This is a genomic window from Bradyrhizobium sp. AZCC 2230 (assembly GCF_036924495.1).
Taxonomy (GTDB): domain Bacteria; phylum Pseudomonadota; class Alphaproteobacteria; order Rhizobiales; family Xanthobacteraceae; genus Bradyrhizobium; species Bradyrhizobium rifense.
The window spans coordinates 4,320,182-4,339,840 of the sequence record NZ_JAZHRS010000001.1 but is presented as its reverse complement, the minus strand read 5'-3'; the positions used below and the strand labels follow the sequence as shown (position 1 = coordinate 4,339,840).

Genomic DNA, 19,659 nt, shown 5'->3' with positions numbered 1-19,659 from the left:
CATGTCGACCGCCGAAGTGCACCGGCAGATCACCGGGGACGAAATCGCCCATACCTTCGAGGAGGAGGCGGTGCCGAAGGTCGATCTCGGCATCTACGCTTTCGAGGATTGGATCGCGCTGGTGATCTTCTGGGTGATGGCGCTCGCCGTCTTCCTGCAGTTCTTTACCCGCTATGTCCTCAACGACAGCTACGCCTGGACCGAGGAGATCGCGACCTACTGCCTGATCGGCGTGGTCTTCATCGGGGCCTCGATGTGCGTGCGGTTGTCGCGGCACATCCAGGTCGACCTGATCTATCGCTATCTGCCGCACGCGGTGGCGCGCACGCTGTCGACCGCGATCGACCTGATCCGGATCGCCTTCTTCGGCTACGCCGTCAAGCTGGTCTGGGTCTACATCCAGATCATCGGCGATGAGAACATGACCACGATCAACTTTCCGAAGAATTACGTCTACTACGCCGTGCTGCTCGGCTTCGTGCTGATGTTCGTACGCTCCGTGCAGGTGGCCGTGCAGCATCTGCGACAGGGCTACTCGATCCTCGAACGTCCCGGCGCCTACGACGGTTTTGAAGGATAACGCCATGCTGCTGTTGCTTGGAGGCTTTCTCGTCCTGATGCTGCTCGGCGTTCCCGTGGCGATTGCCATGGCCGCGGCGTCGCTGCTCTACATCCTGGTCAGCGGCGTGACGCCTGATGTCACGTTGGCCCAGCGCATGATCGCCGGCGTCGAGAGCTTTCCGCTGCTCGCCGTTCCCTTCTTCATCCTGGCCGGCAATCTCATGAACATCGCCGGCGTCACCGGGCGCATCTACAAATTCGCCGTTGCGCTGGTCGGCTGGATGCGCGGCGGCCTCGGCCACGTCAACATCATCGGCTCGGTGATCTTCTCCGGCATGTCCGGCACCGCGATCGCGGATGCCGCCGGTCTCGGCACCATCGAGATCAAGGCGATGAAGGACCACGGCTACACCACCGAGTTCTCGGTCGGCGTCACCGCGGCCTCGGCGACGCTCGGCCCGATCATCCCGCCGTCGCTGCCCTTCGTGATCTACGGCATGATGGCCAACGTCTCGATCGGCGCGCTGTTTCTGGGCGGCGTCATTCCCGGCATCGTCATGACCTTGCTGATGATGGCCACCGTCACCTATTTCGCGCATCGGAACAATTGGGGCAGCGACACGCCGTTCTCCTGGCCGCAACTCGGTTCGGCCGGCCTCGAGATCACCATCGTGCTCGCGTTCCCGCTCGCGATCTGGCTGATGACGCTGGCGGGCATGTCGACCAACATGGCCGTCGTGATCGGTCTCGGCGCGTTGCTCGCGATCGACTGGTATTTCGACTTCTCGGCGGTGATGGCGCTGATGGCGCCTGTCATCCTGATCGGCGGCATGACGCTCGGCTGGTTCACGCCGACCGAGGCTGCCGTCGCCGCGGTGATCTGGTCGCTGTTCCTCGGCCTCGTGCGCTACCGCACCATGACCTTGAAGACCGTGGCGAAGGCGACCTTCGATACCATCGAGACCACGGCCTCGGTGCTGTTCATCGTCACCGCCGCCTCGATCTTCGCCTGGCTGCTAACAGTGTCGCAGGCCGCCCAATTGCTCTCGGACTGGATGCTCAGCATCACCCACAACAAATGGGTGTTTTTGGCGCTCGCCAACGTCCTGATCCTGTTCGTCGGCTGCTTCATCGACACCACGGCGGCGATCACCATTCTGGTGCCTATCCTGCTGCCGATCGTGCTCAAGCTCGGCATCGATCCGATCCACTTCGGTCTGATCATGACGCTGAACCTTATGATCGGCCTGTTGCATCCGCCGCTCGGCATGGTGCTGTTCGTGCTCGCGCGCGTGGCAAAGCTCTCGGTCGAGCGCACGACGGTCGCGATCCTGCCCTGGCTGGTGCCGCTGCTGATCGCGCTGATCGCGATCACCTACATTCCTGAACTCACCCTCTGGCTGCCGAAATACATGGGACTCTCCAAATGACCTCGACCTCTCTCGCCGCAACCTTGTTCGGCCCCGAAGATCTGCGTATGATCGAGCATCCGCTCGACAGACTGGCCGACGGCATGGTGCGCATCCGCTTCGGTGCCGGCGGCATCTGCGGCTCGGACATGCATTACTTCCGCCACGCCCGGACCGGCGACTTCGTGGTGAAGTCGCCGCTCGTGCTCGGTCACGAGATATCGGGCGAGGTCGTGGAGATCGCCGGCTCTGCTGCGAACCTGAAGGTCGGTGACCGCGTCGCCGTCAACCCGTCGCGCTGGTGCGGCCATTGCGGCGCCTGCCGCGAGGGACGGCAGAACCTCTGCGAAAATATCTACTTCATGGGCTCGGCGTCGAAGACGCCGCACATGCAGGGCGGCTTTGCCAGCCATTTCGACGCGATCCCGGCGCAGTGCGTGAAGATCCCGGACCATGTGTCCTATCAGGCTGCGGCGCTGGCCGAGCCGCTCGCTGTCTGCCTGCACGCCGTTGCGCGCGCCGGCAACATCCAGGGCAAGCGCGGCATCATTTTTGGTGCCGGCCCGATCGGGCTGTTGACCATGCTCGCCGCGCACCGCGCGGGCATGGCGGACGTCACGGTGGCCGACATCGCGCCGGCCCCGCTCGCTTTCGCGACCCGGCTCGGTGCCTCGCATGTCGAGAACGTCGCAAACGGTGAAGAGGGCCTGAAGGCGCAGGCCGCCTCGCGTCCCTACGACGTCGCGTTCGAAGTCTCGGGCACGGCCGCAGGGCTTGCCAGTGCCATTGGCATTGTCCGGCGCGGCGGCGTGGTGGTGCAGATCGGCAATCTGCCGGGCGGCCAGATTCCGACACCTTCGAATGCGGTGATGGCGAAGGAAATCGACCTGCGCGGCTCGTTCCGCTTCGGGCTCGAATTCATGACCGCGGTGGAACTGATCGGCGCAGGCAGCGTCGACGTGCTATCGCTGGTCACCGCCGAGCGGCCGCTGTCGACCGCACCGGACGCGCTGCGGCTGGCGCTCGATCGCTCGCAGAGCGTCAAGGTCGTTCTGACTGCAAACTAATTGGGAGAACGCGCATGATGCTCGAAGGATGGCGCTGGTACGGGCCAAATGATCCCGTGTCCTTGGATGATGTCAGGCAGGCCGGGGCGAGTGACATCGTCTCGGCCCTGCATCAGGTGCCGATTGGGGAAGCCTGGACGCGCAAGGCGGTCGAGGAGCGCAAGAATTTCATCGAGAACGGCCAGCCCGGCCGCTCGCAACTGACATGGTCGGTGGTGGAATCGATTCCGATCCCCGACGACGTCAAGCGCCTCGGGGGAAAGGCAACGAAGTCCATCGAAGCGTGGATCGCGAGCCTGGAGGCGGTCGCGGCCAGCGGCATCAAGATCATCTGCTACAATTTCATGCCGGTGGTCGATTGGTGTCGCACCGATCTGGAATGGGAGCTGCCGAACGGCGCCCGCGCCATGCGCTTCGACCAGGACCGTTTTGCGGCGTTCGAGCTGCATATCCTCAAGCGCCCGGCCGCTGTCCAGGAATACTCATCCGAGCAGCAGGCGCGCGCGAAAGCGCTGTTCGACAAGATGAGCCAGGCCGATATCGACTATCTCATCATGGCCATCGCCAGCGCGCTGCCGGGCTCGACCACCGAGCCGATGACCATTCCGCAATTCCGCGACCGGCTGGAGACCTATCGCGACATCACGCCAAAGATCCTGCGGCAGCATCTCGCCGAATTCCTTGCGCGCGTCGCGCCGGTCGCCGAGCAGCTCGGCGTCTCACTGACCCTGCATCCCGACGATCCGCCGCGCCCGCTGTTCGGTCTTCCACGGGTCGCTTCCACCGCGGACGACTATCAGGCGCTGTTCGATGCCGTACCGTCCAAGGCCAACGGCATTTGCTTCTGCACCGGTTCGCTCGGCGTGCGCGCCGAGAACAATCTGCCTGCGATAGCGGAACGCTTCGGGCCGCGCATCGCCTTTGCGCATCTGCGCGCGACCAAGCGCGAGGCCGACGGCCTGACGTTCTACGAGTCCGATCATCTCGACGGCGACGTCGACATGGTCGCGGTGCTGAAGGTGCTGTTGAAGGAGAACGCACGGCGTTCGCCGGACAAGCAGATCGTATTCCGCCCCGATCATGGCCACAGCATGCTCGACGATCTCGCCGCTACCAAGCGCACCAATCCCGGCTATACTGCGATCGGCCGCCTCCGCGGCCTCGCTGAGCTCCGCGGCGCGATCCGCGCGATCGAGCATCAATAGGAGATCCGCGGCGGTGTGTCAGCGAAGGTAAGCGATGCGTCTGGCTCAATGTCATAACTTCCACGACTTCCGGCGGCTGGCGCGTCACCGGCTGCCCGGCCCGATCTTCAACTATATCGACGGCGGGGCTGACGATGAGACCACCCTCCGCCGCAACAGCGTCAGCTTCGAGCATTGCGATTTGCTGCCCAACGTGCTGCGCGGCGTGCAGCAGGTCGATCTCTCGGTCACTGTCATGGGTCAGAAGCTCGCGCAGCCGTTCTACTGCTCGCCGACTGCCTTGCAGCGGCTGTTCCATCATGACGGCGAGCGTGCCGTCGCCGCGGCGGCTGCGAAATATGGCACCATGTTCGGTGTCTCCTCGCTGGGCACGGTGAGCCTCGAGGAATTGCGCAAGGCCTACGACACGCCGCAGGTCTATCAGTTCTATTTCCACAGGGATCGCGGTCTCAACCGCGCCATGATGCAGCGCGCCAAGGAGGCGGGCGTCGAGGTGATGATGCTGACGGTCGACAGCATCACCGGAGGCAATCGCGAGCGCGATCTGCGCACCGGTTTCAGCATTCCCTTCCGCCTGACCCTTGCCGGCATGCTGCAGTTCGCGATCAAGCCGAATTGGGGCATTCAGTATCTCACCCACGAGAAATTCAAGCTGCCGCAACTGGACGAGCATGTCGACATGAGCGGCGGCGCGATGTCGATCGGCCGTTATTTCACCGAGATGCTGGATCCCGCGATGAACTGGGATGATGTCGCGGAGATGGTGCGGACCTGGAACGGGCCGTTCTGCCTGAAAGGGATCATGTCAGTGGAAGACGCGCGTCGCGCGGTTGATATCGGCTGTGCCGGAATCGTGCTGTCCAACCATGGCGGCCGCCAGCTCGACGGCTCCCGCTCAGCCTTCGATCAACTCGCCGAAATCGTCGACGCCGTGGGCGACCGCATCGACGTGATGATGGATGGCGGCATCCAGCGCGGAACGCACATCCTGAAAGCGTTGTCGCTCGGCGCCAAGGCGGTCGGGCTTGGACGATATTATCTCTATCCACTTGCCGCCGCCGGCCAGCCCGGTGTCGAACGCGCCCTCGGCCAGCTGCGCGCCGAGCTCGAGCGCGGCATGAAGCTGATGGGGTGCAATTCGGTCAGCCAGCTGTCGCGCGCCAATCTGCGCTTCCGGCCCGGATAGAGCGTTTTCGAGCGAAGTGGATACCGGTTCGCGTCAAGAAAACGCGTCAAAACAAGAATCTAGAGCCTTTCCCGTTCCGATTCCATCGGAACGGGAAAGGCTCTAGCGCGCCGCTCAATAGCAGGCCTCCATCGCGCCGAGCTTCGGATAGAGCTTGTCGATCGCGGCGATCTCGCTGTGCATCTGCGCGAGGATCCAGTCGCGGATCTCGGCTGCGATGGGGCGCATCGGGCGGTTGCGCGGCGGCAGGAATTCGCAGATGCGGCGCGTGGTGGTGAGCCTGTCGGAGGCCGGTACCAGCGCGCCGGTCAACAGCCAGTGCGAGGCGACCGTGAGCCAGCCGAGCGCGATGCCCTGGCCGAGCAGGGCTGCCTGCACCACGACCGCGTAATCTGTGAAGCTCAACGCCTTGGCGGCACCGCGGCGGCCGGTGAGCAGCGATGAATAATCCGCGGCCCAGTCGCCCGGAGTCTCGGCGAGGCGGATGATGGTATTGCTTTCTGCGGGATCGGTCTCGCCGAGATAGCCGGGGCTGCACATCGGCAGCATCACTTCCTTCATCACCAGCGTGCCGCCGGAGGACGGCTCTTCGCGGTCACGAAAGCGCATGCCGAGGTCGACATTCTCGACCGCCCCGCGCAGCGCGCCGGAGATCAGCTGGAAACGCAGATCGACTTGCGGGAATTGTCGCTGCAGCTTGTCGATGCGTGGCATCAGCCAATGCGTCGTGAAGGCGGAGGAGACCGACAGCGTCACCGTCTCGGTGCCCTTGCGGCGCCGCTCGATCTCGACGAGACCCGTCTCGATGCTGCGGAAGCCTTCGAGCACGCGGCGGTACAACAGCTCGCCTTCCTCGGTCAGCACCGCGCGGCCCGCCTTGCGATCGAACAGGCGGACGCCGAGATGGTCCTCGAACTGGCCGAGCATGCGGCTCACCGCGGGCTGCGTGACATTCAATTCGGCGGCGGCCGCCGTGAAGCTGCCATTGCGCGCTGCTGCGTCGAAGACGAACAGGGCGTTACTGGAGGGCAGCATCCGGCGCAGCTCGGGCATAACGTCATGTTATGAGCGCGGTGAGAATTTGGCAATTGCCGAGTTTTGCCAAGTCTGGTGTCATTGGCATCACAGCCTAAAGACAGGGTGTTCTGGAGAAGATTTGGTGCAGCGCACGCTGTGCCGGCGAATGCTCCAAAACGCTGTCTATAATGCAGGCTTATGGCGCGCAGTGAGGCACGCCATTGCAGGGAACGAGACGAGGTCGATCGTTGGACAAACGAGCGGAAAGCGTCGAGATCAGGTCTGCGAGCAAGGCGTATGGCGCCGTTCGCGCCCTCGACGATGTTTCCCTCAATGTCGGCGCCGGCGAGTTCGTCTCGCTGCTCGGCCCCTCCGGTTCCGGCAAGACCACGCTGCTCGGCATTCTCGGCGGCTTCATTCTGCCGACCTCAGGCACAATTCTCTTCGGCGGCCGCGACGTCACCTACATGCCGCCGCACAAGCGCGACATCGGCGTCGTCTTCCAGAACTACGCGCTGTTCCCGCATATGAGCGTCGGCGAGAACGTCGCCTTTCCCCTGCGGGCGCGGCGCCTGCCGAAAGCGAGCTGGCCGGACAAGGTGCGCGCGGCGCTCGCGATGGTCGGGCTCGCCGGCTACGAAGAGCGCGGCATCGCGCAGCTCTCCGGCGGCCAGCGCCAGCGCGTGGCGCTCGCGCGCGCCATGATCTTCGAGCCGCAGCTGATCCTGATGGACGAGCCGCTCTCCGCGCTCGACAAGCAGCTCCGCGAATCCATGCAGATCGAGTTGCGCGCGCTGCACCGGCGCATCGGCGCCACCATCATCTATGTCACGCATGACCAGCGCGAGGCGCTGACCATGAGCGACCGCGTTGCGGTGATGAAGGACGGCCGGCTGATCCAGATCGATAAGCCCGAGCGGCTGCACGATCATCCCGCCGATTCCTTTGTCGCAAGCTTCATCGGCGAGGCGACGATGCTGCCCGTCCGCCGCGTCGATGCTTCCAGCGTGTCGCTCGGCAATGCGCTTTTGCGCAGCGCCCGCGCCATTCCTGACGGCGATGCCTTGATGCTCGCCATACACAGCGAAAAGCTCCTGATCGACGACGGCGCACAGGATTCCGCCTGCAACCGCCTGACCGGGACGGTTACCGACATCGTCTACCAGGGCGAGAGCCTGCGCATCTTCCTCGCACTCGCTGACGGCATCGCGATCAGCCTGCGCCAGCCGAGCTATCACCAGGCCTATAGCCGCATCCCGCCGCTCGGCGGCAGCCTCACCGTCACCCTTCACCCCGAGGACACCATCGTCGTGCCCCGGGCGGACTGACCAAAACCTTGTCCAACCTGAGAGAAGAAACTGACATGTCGACCCAAGCCGCGTTCAGCAATTTCAAGGTTCTCACCTTCGACGTCGTCGGCACCTTGATCGATTTCGAAACCGGCGTGCTCTCCGCGGTACGCAGGATCTCCGGCAAGACGCCGGCCGAGCTCAGCGACGAGCAGATCTTTGAGCCCTACAAGCGCGGCCGCGACAAGCATTACGAGCGTTCCAGCGAGGCGATGTTCCACGTCTATCGCCATCTCGCCACGGAGCTTGGGCTGCCGGCGGACGATGCGTCCTGCGATGTGTTCCAGCTTTCGGTGTTGCGCTGGGGGCCGTTTTCGGACTCGGTCGAGGCGCTGAAGCGCCTGCGCACGAAGTTTCGTCTGGTGGCGATGACCAATGCCGACCGCGTCGCGTTGTCCTGCTACGCGCACGCGCTCGGCAATCCCTTTGACGACACCGTCTGCGCCGACGACACCGGCGTGGCAAAGCCGAACCCTGAGTTCTTTGCCTACAACAAGGGGCGTCAATCCGCCTTCGGCTACAAGCAGTCCGACATTCTGCACGTCGCACAGAGCCAATACCACGACATCGGGATCGCGCGGAAACTCGGATATAAAGTGTGCTGGATCGAGCGCCGCCAGGGCATCGGCGGATTTGGCGGTACGCCTGCGGTCGAGACATTGACAAAACCGGACTTCCATTTCCCGACGCTGAAGGCGCTGGCCGACGCGGCCATCGGGCCTGCGGCGTAATCCGTGAGCGCCGGCATGACACGGGACGGGAACGCGCTGCCATCGGCCAATTCGCTGTGGGAAGCCACGGCGGAACCGGCGCGCGCGTTTCCCGTGTTGTCGGGCGAGCATCAGGCGGATGTGGTGATCATCGGTGCGGGCTATACGGGTCTGTCCGCCGCGCACCACATCGCCAAGAGCGGGCTCGCACCGGTCGTGCTCGAGGCCAACCGGCCCGGCTGGGGCGCGAGCGGGCGCAATGGCGGCGTGATCACCGCAAAGTTTCGGCTCTCGTTCCGCGAGATCGACGCCACCCATGGCCGCGCCATGGCCAAGCGGATGTACGAGATCGCGCATGAATCGACCGACATGGTCGAGGAGCTCGTCTCCGAGTTCGGCATCACCAGCGCCAACCTCACGCGAACCGGCCAGGTCAAGGCCGCGCATAACGCGACGACGCTGAAGGCCGCGATCGACGAAGCCAATTGGGTGACGCGCGAGATGGGCTCGGCGGAGGTCCGCACCCTCGACAAGAACGGCGTGCGCGACGAGACCGGCTCGGACATTTTTGTCGGCGGCGTGCTCAATCCCGGCTCGGGCGGCATCCATCCGCTGAACTATCTGCGCGGCCTCGCCGATGGCGTCGCGCGCCGCGGCGTTCCGATCTTCCAGGAGACGCCGGTGATCAAACTCCGGCGCGAGAACGGCGGCATCGTCGCCGAGACGCCGCAAGGTGCGGTGCGCGCGAAGCAGGCAATCATCGCGACCAACAGCTATTCCGATCTCACTGGCGCCACTGCGCATCTGCAGCGCACGCTGATCCCGTTCCGCAGCGCGCTGATCGCGACCGAACAGCTGCCGCGCAATCTCGCCGGCAAGCTGATGCCGACGGGACGCACCTACACCGAGACCAAGCGCATGATGCGCTGGTTCCGCATGGTCGACAACCGCGTGATCTTTGGCGGCCGCGGCGCCTTCGGCAAGCAGGACTCGCAGGCCGCGTTCGACGCGCTGCGCAAGGCGATGGTCGGCATCTTCCCGGATCTCGCCGATGTCCCGCTCGCTTACAATTGGTCAGGCCTCGTCGCCATGACGCTGGACTCGGTGCCGCATATCGGCCGGATTGACGACCGCACGCTGGTCTCGATGGGCTACAACGGAGCGGGCGTCGCGATGTCGAGCCTGATGGGCCGCTATCTCGCCGCCTTCGTCCGCGGCGAGACGCCCGAGGTCGGGCTGCTCGACGTCAGTCGCATGAAGGCCATTCCGTTCTATCCGCTGCGCGAGCCTGCCGTGCGCATGGTCGCCGGCTGGTACCAGTTTCTCGATGCGATTGGTCAGTGAGATCTCTTTGGAGGAGGTGAGGATGACGATGAAATTTGGTTACGCTTTGTTGGGCGCGGTCGCGCTGAGTGGCACCGCGGCCAGCGCCGCCGAGCAGATCACCTTCGTCTCGCAAGGCGGCGCCTATCAGCAGGCGCAGACGGTGGCGATCCTCGATCCCTCCGCCAAGAAGCTCGGCATCACCATCAACCAGGATTCCATCCCCGATGCCTGGCCCGCGATCAAGACCCAGGTCGGCAGCGGCAAACCGATCTGGGACGTCGTCGACACCCCCACCGGCTATTGCCTGCGCGGCGGCGAGCAGGGGCTGATCGAAAAACTCGACTTCTCGAAGATCCCGAACGCGGCGGCGATGCCCGAGGCCTATCGCAGTCCCTATTCGGTGTCCTACGAGTTCTATTCCAGCGTATTGGCCTACAGCCAGAAGACGTTCCCGAAGGACGCGCCGAACAGCTGGGCTGATTTCTGGGACGTGAAAAAGTTCCCCGGCCGCCGCGCGCTGCGCAACCATCCGATTGCGACGCTGGAGGCCGCGCTGATGGCCGACGGCGTCGCGCCCGAAAAACTCTATCCGCTCGACGTCGATCGCGCCTTCAAGAAGCTGGAAGAGATCAAGCCAAGCATCACGGTGTGGTGGACCTCAGGTGCGCAGTCGGCGCAGCTTCTCAATGACGGCGAGGTCGACATGGAGATGGCCTGGAACGGCCGCGTCAGCGCGGTCGCGAAAGAGGGCGCCAAGGTCGCCTTCACCTACAACCAGGGCATCCTGCAGAGCACCTCGCTGTGCATCCTCAAGGGCGCGCCGAACCTCGACACAGCCGTGAAATTCCTCAACGAGGCCGTCGATCCCGTGCACCAGGCCAACCTGCCGCTCAACATCGATTATGGCCCGGGCAATCCCAAGGCGTTCGAGACCAGCGTGATCAAGCCGGAGCGCGCGGCGCAATTGCCGAGCGAGCCGGCCAATGCGGCTAAGCAGGCGCTGATGTCCTACGCCTGGTGGTCCTCGCCGGCCGGAGAAGCCGCCGAGAAGCGCTGGGCCTCGTTCATGCAGAAGTAGGCGAGGCAGCCTTGGTGACATCCGTGCCAGATCCATCGCAAAAGCATCAGCGCCGTGAGCACGGCCTGATGCTGGCACTGGTGTCGCCGGCGCTGCTCGTGATTCTGCTGCTGATCGTGCTGCCGGTTGGCTGGCTGGCCTGGCAGTCGATCTACCATGACGGCTTCACGCTGGAGAATTATCGCCGCGTCTTCACCGAGGACATCTACTGGCGCAGCTTTGCGCTGACCTTCGAGATCAGCCTTGCCGTCACAGCAATCGCGCTGCTACTCGGCTATCCCGTCGCCTTTCTCGCCAACTCGTTGCCGAAAGGCTGGAGCATCCTGATCCTGTCGCTGGTGGTGCTGCCGTTCTGGACCAGCGTGCTGGTGCGCGCCTATGCCTGGCTGGCGCTGCTCCAGCGCACCGGCGTGATCAATCAATTCCTGCGCTATCTCGATGTGATCTCCGAGCCGCTCGCGCTGGTGCACAACACCTTCGGCACGGTGGTCGCGACCGTGCACATCCTGCTGCCGTTCATGGTGCTGCCGCTCTACGCCACCATGCAGAAGATTCCCGGTGATCTGATGCAGGCTGGCGCAAGCCTGGGCGCGAGCCCGTCGCTGACGTTTGCCCGCGTGTTCCTGCCGCTGTCGCTGCCGGGCGTGCTCGCCGGCTGCACCATGGTATTCGTGCTCTGCCTCGGCTTCTACATCACGCCGGAATTGCTCGGCGGCGGCCGCACGGTGATGGTGTCGATGCTGGTGAGCCGCAATGTCGAGCTCTACAACCAGTTTGGCGCCGCAAGCGCGGTCGCCGTCGTGCTGCTCCTCAGCGTGCTCCTGATCTTCGCAATCGTCAGCCGCTTCATTTCCCTCGATCGCATCTTGGGGCAGAAATGACGCGCATTTCGCCCGCACGGATCGCTCTCTCTACGTCATCAGCGCGCTGGTGCTGGTCTATCTGATCCTCCCCGTCCTGATCATCGCGCCGATCTCGTTCTCCAGCGCGCGCTTCCTGACCTTCCCGCCGCCGTCCTTCTCGCTGCGCTGGTATCAGCAATATTTCGCCAATCCGGCCTGGATGCAGGCGACGCGGGTGACGCTCACGGTTGCGCTCTTCACCGTCGTGATCGCAACGCCGTGTGGCGTCGCCGCCGCCTACGCCATCAGCCAGTCGAAGCTGCGCATCATGCGGGTCATCCACATGGCCCTGCTGCTGCCGCTGGTGGTGCCGATCATCATCACCGCGGTCGGCATCTTCTTCGTCTATGCCAAGGTCGGCCTGGTTGCGACCCTGCCGGGTCTCGTGCTGGCGAATGTGATGCTGGGCTTGCCTTACGTCGTCATCTCGGTGCTCGCCGGCATGCAAAGCTTCGATCCCGCGCAGGAGATGGTGGCCCGAAGCCTCGGCATGAACCGCCTGCGCAGCTTCTTTGCAGTGACGCTGCCGCAGATCAAATCCAGCGTGGTCGCGGGCGGTATCTTCGCCTTCATCTCGGCGATGGACGAGACCATCGTCGCGCTGTTCATCTCCGGCGGCCAGTATCAGCCGCTGACCAAGCGTATGTTCACCGCGCTCCGCGACGAGATCGACCCGACCATTGCGGCGATCTCGACGCTGATGACCGCGGCCTCGTTCATGCTGGTGCTGGCGGCGAGTGCGCGGCAGAAGAGGAGCGGGTGAGGGGGCGGCGGCTCCGGTCTCCGCTGTCATCGCCCGACTCGATCGGGCGATCCAGTATTCCAGAGACGGTCGTGATTCCTCGATAGGCCGCGGCGTACTGGATTCCCCGCCTTCGCGGGGAATGACAGCGAATGTGCGGCTAAGCGTTTCCCGCCGCCAGCCACGCCAATATCATCTCCACGATCTGGCTCCTGCTCCTCGCCAGCACCCTGGGCTCGCTGAGGTCGAGGTCGAACAGCGCCCCAAACGTGTGGCGGTTGGCGACGCGGAAGAAGCAGTAGGAGGAGATGGCCAGATGCAGGTCGATGGCGGCGACGTCGTCGCGGAAGGCGCCCTCAGCGCGGCCGCGCTGCAAAATGCCGTCGAGCGTTGCGATCACGCTGGCGTTGAGCTGGCGCAGCTGCAGATTCTGCTTCAGGTGCTTGCCGTGGTGGATGTTCTCGATCGAGACGAGGCGAATGAAGTTCGGATTGCGCTCGTCGTGGTCGAAGGTCGCCTCGATCAGCCGGCGCAGGCCCTCGCGCGCATCGCAGCTGGCGATGTCAAGCTGGTCCTCCAGCGCGCGGATGCTGCGATAGGCCTCCTCCAGCACCGCGAGGTAGAGCTGCTCCTTGCCGCCGAAATAATAATAGATCATCCGCTTCGAGGTGCGCGTCCGCGCCGCGATCGCATCGACGCGGGCGCCGGAATAGCCCTCCGAGGCGAATTCGGCCATCGCCACTTCGAGGATGTCGCGCCTGGTGCGCTCGGGGTCGTTGGTGCGCTTCGATGGGGCTGGCATGCGCTTGAGCATCACTGTTTCTCCCGCCCGTTTCTATGGATCACCCTGAAGGTGAAGGCAAATTTCGCCCAATCCGACGTTTTTCGATGCAGTCTTTAATAAACGTACTAGTTCGTACATTATGGATTGAAACCAAGGTTGCGGCAACCAAAAGCAAAAACTCGCGCACGGCCGGACGGGCATGACGCGAGACGCGGCCGACATCGCACACGGGGAGGAATTTTGATGAGCTCGACCTCAATCGCATCGCTGCACGCGCAATCCAGCGCGGAAGTTTCGCAAGGCAGGCTGCCGAAGCGCGCCGCGCTCGTCAGCTTCGTCGGCAGCATGCTCGAATACTACGACTTCTTCATCTACGGCACGGCGGCCGCGCTGATCTTTCCAAAAGTGTTCTTCGCCAATGTCGATCCCGCGACCGGGACGCTGCTCGCGCTGCTGTCGTTCGGCATCGGCTATATCGCGCGTCCCGTCGGCGCCGTCATTCTCGGCCATTTCGGTGACCGCATCGGCCGCAAGACGGTGCTGCTGTTCACCCTGGTGGTGATGGGCGCCTCGACGCTTGCGATCGGCCTGTTGCCGGATGCCAAGACGATCGGCAGCGCCGCGCCCATCATCCTGACGCTGCTGCGCCTGTTGCAGGGCCTGTCGGCCGCCGGCGAGCAGAGCGGGGCGAACTCGCTGACGCTGGAGCATTCCGCCAATTCCAACCGCGCCTTCTTCACGAGCTGGACCCTGAGCGGCACCCAGGCCGGCGCGATCCTGGCGACGCTAGTGTTCATTCCGGTGTCCAGCATGCCGGAAGATCAGCCGTTGAGCTGGGGCTGGCGCATTCCGTTCCTGCTCTCCGCGCTGGTGCTGCTGGTCGCCTATCTGGTGCGGCGGACCATGCCGGAAACGCCCGTGTTCGAAGACATCAAGGACAAGGCGCAGGTGGCGCGCTTTCCCGTGGTCGCGCTGCTGCGCGACTACTGGCCGGACGTGCTGCGCGTCATCGTCTGCGCGCTGATCGCGACCGTCAGCACCATGACCGCAGTGTTTGCGCTCGGCTATGCCACCAGCAAGTTCGGCGTCGCGCGTCCGACCATGCTGTGGGCCGGCGTGCTCGGCAATGTCGTGGCGCTGTTCGTCCAACCGTTGTGGGCCCTGCTCGCCGACAGGATCGGCCGCAAGCCGGTGTTCATCGGCGGGGTGCTCGGCTGTGCCGTGCTGCTGTTCCCCTATTTCATGCTGGTGACGTCGGGCAGCACGCCCGCGATCTTTGCCGCCTCGGCACTCCTGTACATCATCTACTCCGCGCCGAACGCGATCTGGCCGTCGTTCTATGCGGAGATGTTCGAGGCGCGCGTGCGCTATTCCGGCACCGCGATCGGCACCCAGCTCGGCTTCCTTGCCGCCGGCTTCACGCCGCTGGTGAGCGCGAGCCTCGTCGGCGAAGGACCGAACGGCTGGATCCCGGTTGCGATCTTCGTCGCCGGTTGCTGCGTCGCCTCGGCCGCGGCCGCCTCGACCGCGCGCGAAACCCACAAGGTCGATATCGCCGATCTCGGCAAGCGTCGCGCGTGAGCGACAGACAGGACAATGATCGCATGCTGACCAACGCAGTTCCGACCACGCTCGGCCCGATCATCGGGGCCGAGCAGGGGACCGTCCGCGCCTTCAAGGGCGTGCCGTTCGCGACCGCGCGGCGTTTTGCCAAGGCGACGCTGCCGCCGGCGTGGACCGAGCCTCGCCCATGCACGGACTACGGTGCCTACGCGCCGCAGCCCGGGCATCTCGATCAGGCAGAAGAATCCTGTCTCAGCCTGAACATCTGGACGCCGGTCGAGGCCGTTCGTCCATTGCCAGTGCTGTTCTTCATCCATGGCGGCGCGTTCGTCACCGGCGGCGGCGCTGACTATGACGGCGCATTCCTCGCCGCGCACGGGCCGGCCGTCATCGTCACCATCAACTATCGGCTCGGCCCGCTCGGCTTCCTGCAGCTGCATCGTCACGGATTGGGCGAGGCCAACAATCTCGCCATCTCGGACTCACTCGCCGCGCTCGACTGGGTCCATGCCAATATCGCCAATTTCGGCGGCGATCCCAACCAGCTGACGCTGTCGGGCCAGTCGGCCGGCGCGTCCATGGTGATTGCGCTCGCGACGCTGCCGCGGGCCAAGGGCAAGTTCGCCCGCGCGCTCGCGCTGAGCGCGCCGGGTCGCAACATCATGAGCGCCGACCATGCCGACCACGTCGCGCGCCACGTCATCGAAGAGCTCGAGCTTGCGAGCGACCTTGGCGCGATCGCATCCGTGCCGTTGCCAAAACTCTTTGCCGCGGTGGAGCGCGTCGGCCGCCGGATCGCTGATGAAACCACCTCAGGCACCGTGTTCGGACCGGTGCTCGACGGCACCGTGATCCCGCGCGAGCCGCGCGACGTCTTCGCCGAGGGAAGCTTGCGCGACATTCCGCTCTGGCTCGGCTCCTGCCGCGACGAGATGGTGATGTTCCTGAAGAGCACGCCGCCGGCCGCGATGATCCGCACCACCGAGCGCAATGTGCGCGCCGCCCTCAGTGATGCCGGCTGGGAGCGGCTGCTGGCCTGCTATCGCGGCTCGGCGCGCGTCGACGAGGATCCGTACGAGGCGCTGCTGTCGGATGCGTTCTGGCATCGTCCGATGGCGGATCTCGCGCGAAGCCACGCAGCCGCGGGTGGCGCGGTGTGGCTAAGCCGGTTCGACCATCGCCCGGCGCTGCAACCGTTCCTGTCGCAAGGGCCGACCCACGGTGCCGACAATGCCTGCCTCTGGGCGCATCTGCCCGACTTCATCGATCGCCCGATCCTCAAGCGCAAGGGCGGCCCGATGACCCCGGCCGATATCGACGTCGCGGCGCGATTTCAGACTAGCCTGCTGCGCTTCGTGACAGCAGGCTCACCCGATGTCGCGGAAGCCTGGCCGCGGTTCGAGCTGCCTAAGGAGCCACTCGCAATCTTCGGCCAGCCGTTTCATATTGTGCCTCTCAACGAAGGCGTGCGCTCCCGCCTGTGGGGGAAACTGCTCGGATGACACTCGGCTCCCCAATTCCGAGCTTGGGCTATTTTCGAAACAGCGAGATGTTGTCACTCAGCCAATCGGTTACCGGGCGCGGAGCATGGCCCGTCAACTCGCGAACGGTTGTTGTTGTTTCAGCGAGCGTCGATTCGTAGAAAGCACGATCGAGACCGAGCAGCAGGTCGGCGACAAATTCGGTGAGTCCCGAGGCGAGCAACTTCTCGCGCTGCTCCGCGGGACTTCGGTGCTGATATGTGACAGTGCGGCCAAGCAATCTTGATAGTTCACCTGCTATCCCAGGCATGCTCACCGCGGTTGGCCCGGTCAGGTGATAGGCGCGCTGGGATGTCACGTGCGCATCGTCGAGAAGAGCAGCGAAAGCGGAATCCGCGACATCGCGTGTGTCGATCAAGTTGACTAATCCATCGCCCGCCGCTCCGCCCCATGTGTCATTGGCAATTGGAGCGCCAGCCCGCGCCAGGATGTCGACGAAACTCGAAGGTCGCAAAACCGTAAAGCCTATGTCGCAGGTCGCAAGATGCGCTTCAATTTGCATGTGCCAGTCGAACGGATGCAGCCGAGACGGCGGTCCCAACACTGACAATTTGACGATGTGACTGACGCCGACGGCCACGGCTGCGTCGATGAGCGCGATTTCATTGGCGACCTGCCGGGGAGACGTTCCGTGGGCGAGGAACAGACGGTTTGCGCCGCGCAGCGCGTTCTCCAGAGTTGACCGCGCATCGAAGTCCACGGTCGCAAGCGAGGCCCCCGACGGCAGGCGTTCAGCGTCGGATCTGCGGGTCAACGCCACAAGCTCAATCGGTTCGGCGGCCAGTTTCGAGATCAAGGCGGACCCCACGCGTCCGGTGGCTCCTGCGACCGCAATGCGCGGACGGGCAGCGCTGGGTTCGGAGGGATTGAACATCGGGACAACCTTTCGTATCTTGGAACGATCAGTTCATGATACTTGGAACGATCGTTCCAGGATGTCAAGCGGGAATAGGATGAGCGGAAAACCCCAATTCGATGACGATGCCGTGATCAATTCCGCGATGGATGTATTTTGGCGTCACGGCTATGCGGCCTCGTCGATCGATCAATTGACGACGGCGATGGGTTTGTCGCGGTCCAGTATGTACAAGCGATTTCAAGACAAGGACGGACTATTCCAGGAAGTTCTCTCGTCTTACGTAGAGCGCGTCGTGCGGCGGATGACCGCCGTTCGCGGCGACACGAAGCGCCAACAGCTCGAAACGCTGATGCACGAATTCTTGCCCAGAGGAGGCAAGACGGTGCGACCTGCCGGGTGCATGCTGGCCCGATCTTGCGCCGAGATGGCCGATCTCCCCCCGGCAGGCCAGTCGGTCGCGCGGCAGGGACTTACGCGGCAGCGCGCGATCATCGGCGAGATTTTGCGCGAGGCGGTCGAAAGCGGAGAATTGGCGGCGGCAACCGACATCGAGGGATTGGCGTGGCACTATCTCGGTGTGTTGCAGGCCATAATGAATTTGCCGCAAGCTGGCGCGACTGTTGGCGAGCTTCGCCGCGTTGTCGAACTTGCAATGACGGCGTGGCCATTGCTCCCAGCGGTCGCGGCCCCCCGATGCGCAGTCTGATGTGAACGTTGGCTTATGTCCGCTGTGGGACACGAAGCCGGCACCTGTAATCTGCTTCACAGGCAGACGCGCCGATCTGCGCTAGATGAAGTCAGGCCCCGCGTCCGCGCGGCCGGCTTCGGAGCTGGCGATGATTGCTGCACTGGCAAGAGCAATATCCCGGGCGACGGGAACCAATGTTGACGTCGAAACTCTGAAGATCCTAGTGATCTTCTCGGGCGCGGGCCTGCTGGTCTCGCTGGTGGCCGCGATGATCTACGGACAGGCTTTCAACGCCGCTCTGTTCTGAGCGCGTTGCAATCCGTCAGGCCACCGGATCCTCCGATCGGTTCCGCTCACGTGACGCCAGCGGCGGTGAGCGCTTGAGGGGAGCGTCCTCTCGTGGTGCGGCGTCGCCGTCTGAGACGTGCTCGACCGGCGCGGGGCCGGTGTCGCGATAGGCGACGATCCAGATCAGAAAGCCCAGAACCGCGAGCCCGGCGCCGACGGGACCGGTGGAGGTCCAGCCTAGGCCCTGACGAATGGCGAGGCCGCCGAGGAACGGGCCGATCGCATTGGCTGTGTTGAACGCCGAATGGTTGAGCGCGGCCGCGAGCGCCTGTGCGTCTCCCGCGACGTCCATCAGCCGCGTCTGCAGCACGGCCCCGAGCGCGACGCTGGCGCCGATCGCAAAGATGTCGATCGCGAGCAGCCAGGGATTGCCGGCGACGAGCGGAAACACCAGCAGCGCGACGGCTGCGAACAGCAGGATGACACCCGCCGTCGGCATCAGCGCGCGGTCGGCGAAGCGCGGCACGACCAGATTGCCGAGGGTGGCGCCGATGCCGAAAATCGCGAGGAAGAACGGAATCACCTCGGTGCTGACCTTGGTGACCTCGATCAAGGTCGTCGCCAGATAAGTGTAGACGGCGAACATGCCGCCGAATCCGATGGCGCTGATCGCGAGCGTCGTCCAGACGCGGCGGCTTTTGAGCGCGCCGAGCTCGCGCAGCGGATCCGACCGGCCGGCCTGGTCGCGCGGGGCGAACAGTGCGCACAGCAGCATCGTGAGCAGAGCCAACACCGACACGAAGCCAAAACTCGCGCGCCAGCCAACCGCCTGGCCGATCAGATTGGCCAGCGGCACGCCGATGATGGTGGCGATGGTCAGGCCCAGCATGACTTGGCCGACCGCCTGCGAGCGGCGATGTTGCGGAACGAGCGAGGCGGCGACCAGCGCGGCGATGCCGAAATAAGCGCCGTGAGGCAGACCGGAGAGAAAGCGGGCCGCGACCATCGCGCCGAAGCCGGGTGCGAGCGCTGTCAGGGCGTTGCCGAGTGCGAACACGGCCATCAGAGCGAGCAGCTGCGTGCGCCGGGCGAATTTTGCGCCGAGGACGGCGATCAGCGGCGCGCCCAGCACCACGCCGAGCGCGTAGGCGCTGATCGCATGTCCGGCGGTCGGCTCGTCGATATGAAGGTCGGCCGCGAAGAACGGCAGCAGGCTCATCGATGCGAATTCGGTGGTTCCGATCGCAAAGCCGCCCATCGCGAGCGAGAACAGGACGATGGCGAGATGAGGGGGCGCGGAAGCCGAATTCGATTTTTGGCTTGGCGAGGTCGCGTGAGGCGCGGGCGTCATGTGTCCTGCATTAATGGCGGCAACGGGAACCAG

18 protein-coding genes and 1 pseudogene are annotated in these 19,659 nt (G+C 64.4%); 15 read left to right on the top strand and 4 right to left on the bottom strand.

Going from position 1 to position 19,659, the window contains the following annotated elements; genetic code table 11:
* Window position 1: 1 nt before the first annotated feature.
* From V1280_RS20730 to V1280_RS20710, 5 genes are read left to right on the top strand one after another with little or no spacing between them, the layout of a single operon-like run.
* Window positions 2-580, top strand: a complete 579-nt coding sequence (locus V1280_RS20730) for a TRAP transporter small permease (RefSeq protein ID WP_334528079.1) — start codon at window positions 2-4, stop codon at window positions 578-580.
* A 4-nt stretch (window positions 581-584) separates the two neighbouring features.
* Window positions 585-1,991: a TRAP transporter large permease gene (locus V1280_RS20725; RefSeq protein ID WP_334528076.1), complete on the top strand. Its 1,407-nt coding sequence runs from the start codon at window positions 585-587 to the stop codon at window positions 1,989-1,991.
* Window positions 1,988-3,037: an L-idonate 5-dehydrogenase gene (locus tag V1280_RS20720; protein ID WP_334528073.1), complete on the top strand. Its 1,050-nt coding sequence runs from the start codon at window positions 1,988-1,990 to the stop codon at window positions 3,035-3,037. The genes V1280_RS20725 and V1280_RS20720 overlap by 4 nt, the downstream gene beginning before the upstream one ends.
* A 14-nt stretch (window positions 3,038-3,051) precedes the next feature.
* Window positions 3,052-4,242, top strand: a complete 1,191-nt coding sequence (gene uxuA, locus V1280_RS20715; protein WP_334528070.1) for a mannonate dehydratase — start codon at window positions 3,052-3,054, stop codon at window positions 4,240-4,242.
* A 34-nt stretch (window positions 4,243-4,276) separates the two neighbouring features.
* Window positions 4,277-5,428: an alpha-hydroxy acid oxidase gene (locus V1280_RS20710; RefSeq protein ID WP_334528068.1), complete on the top strand. Its 1,152-nt coding sequence runs from the start codon at window positions 4,277-4,279 to the stop codon at window positions 5,426-5,428.
* 114 nt (window positions 5,429-5,542) lie between these two features.
* Here the strand turns inward: V1280_RS20710 and V1280_RS20705 are convergent, their stop codons facing one another.
* Window positions 5,543-6,481, bottom strand: coding sequence for a LysR family transcriptional regulator (locus V1280_RS20705; RefSeq protein ID WP_334528066.1), 939 nt, complete (start codon window positions 6,479-6,481; stop codon window positions 5,543-5,545).
* 212 nt (window positions 6,482-6,693) lie between these two features.
* On the opposite strand from V1280_RS20705, the gene V1280_RS20700 reads away from it, so the two are divergent.
* The 6 genes and pseudogenes from V1280_RS20700 to V1280_RS20675 all read left to right on the top strand — a co-directional run bounded on the left by V1280_RS20700 (window position 6,694) and on the right by V1280_RS20675 (window position 12,573).
* Window positions 6,694-7,773: an ABC transporter ATP-binding protein gene (locus V1280_RS20700; RefSeq protein ID WP_334528063.1), complete on the top strand. Its 1,080-nt coding sequence runs from the start codon at window positions 6,694-6,696 to the stop codon at window positions 7,771-7,773.
* A 35-nt stretch (window positions 7,774-7,808) separates the two neighbouring features.
* Window positions 7,809-8,525 carry an HAD family hydrolase gene (locus V1280_RS20695; RefSeq protein WP_334528060.1) on the top strand — a complete coding sequence of 239 codons (717 nt, stop codon included), beginning with the start codon at window positions 7,809-7,811 and terminating at the stop codon, window positions 8,523-8,525.
* A gap of 15 nt (window positions 8,526-8,540) precedes the next feature.
* Window positions 8,541-9,848, top strand: a complete 1,308-nt coding sequence (locus V1280_RS20690) for an NAD(P)/FAD-dependent oxidoreductase (protein ID WP_334528058.1) — start codon at window positions 8,541-8,543, stop codon at window positions 9,846-9,848.
* Between the two features lie 22 nt (window positions 9,849-9,870).
* Window positions 9,871-10,908 carry an ABC transporter substrate-binding protein gene (locus tag V1280_RS20685; RefSeq protein ID WP_334528055.1) on the top strand — a complete coding sequence of 346 codons (1,038 nt, stop codon included), beginning with the start codon at window positions 9,871-9,873 and terminating at the stop codon, window positions 10,906-10,908.
* 68 nt (window positions 10,909-10,976) lie between these two features.
* On the top strand, window positions 10,977-11,789 hold the full coding sequence (locus V1280_RS20680; RefSeq protein WP_334538370.1) for an ABC transporter permease: 813 nt from the start codon (window positions 10,977-10,979) through the stop codon (window positions 11,787-11,789).
* A pseudogene (locus V1280_RS20675) lies at window positions 11,786-12,573 on the top strand (ABC transporter permease). Before V1280_RS20680 ends, V1280_RS20675 begins: the two are co-directional and overlap by 4 nt.
* 139 nt (window positions 12,574-12,712) lie before the next feature.
* Here V1280_RS20675 and V1280_RS20670 read toward each other — a convergent pair.
* Entirely contained in the window at window positions 12,713-13,366 is a 654-nt protein-coding gene (locus tag V1280_RS20670; protein WP_334528052.1) for a TetR/AcrR family transcriptional regulator, read from the bottom strand.
* Window positions 13,367-13,579: 213 nt separating this feature from the next.
* Here V1280_RS20670 and V1280_RS20665 point away from each other — a divergent pair, with 213 nt between their 5' ends.
* On the top strand, window positions 13,580-14,917 hold the full coding sequence (locus V1280_RS20665; RefSeq protein WP_334528049.1) for an MFS transporter: 1,338 nt from the start codon (window positions 13,580-13,582) through the stop codon (window positions 14,915-14,917).
* Between the two features lie 23 nt (window positions 14,918-14,940).
* Entirely contained in the window at window positions 14,941-16,401 is a 1,461-nt protein-coding gene (locus V1280_RS20660) for a carboxylesterase family protein (RefSeq protein ID WP_334528047.1), read from the top strand.
* Between the two features lie 28 nt (window positions 16,402-16,429).
* Here V1280_RS20660 and V1280_RS20655 read toward each other — a convergent pair whose 3' ends face one another.
* Window positions 16,430-17,314, bottom strand: a complete 885-nt coding sequence (locus V1280_RS20655; protein ID WP_334528045.1) for an NmrA family NAD(P)-binding protein — start codon at window positions 17,312-17,314, stop codon at window positions 16,430-16,432.
* Window positions 17,315-17,426: 112 nt separating this feature from the next.
* On the opposite strand from V1280_RS20655, the gene V1280_RS20650 reads away from it, so the two are divergent.
* Entirely contained in the window at window positions 17,427-18,005 is a 579-nt protein-coding gene (locus tag V1280_RS20650) for a TetR/AcrR family transcriptional regulator (RefSeq protein ID WP_334528042.1), read from the top strand.
* Between the two features lie 130 nt (window positions 18,006-18,135).
* On the top strand, window positions 18,136-18,294 hold the full coding sequence (locus V1280_RS20645) for a hypothetical protein (RefSeq protein WP_200512540.1): 159 nt from the start codon (window positions 18,136-18,138) through the stop codon (window positions 18,292-18,294).
* A 15-nt stretch (window positions 18,295-18,309) separates the two neighbouring features.
* On the opposite strand, the gene V1280_RS20640 is transcribed toward V1280_RS20645, so the two are convergent.
* Window positions 18,310-19,626, bottom strand: coding sequence for an MFS transporter (locus tag V1280_RS20640; RefSeq protein WP_442895240.1), 1,317 nt, complete (start codon window positions 19,624-19,626; stop codon window positions 18,310-18,312).
* Window positions 19,627-19,659: the final 33 nt, after the last annotated feature.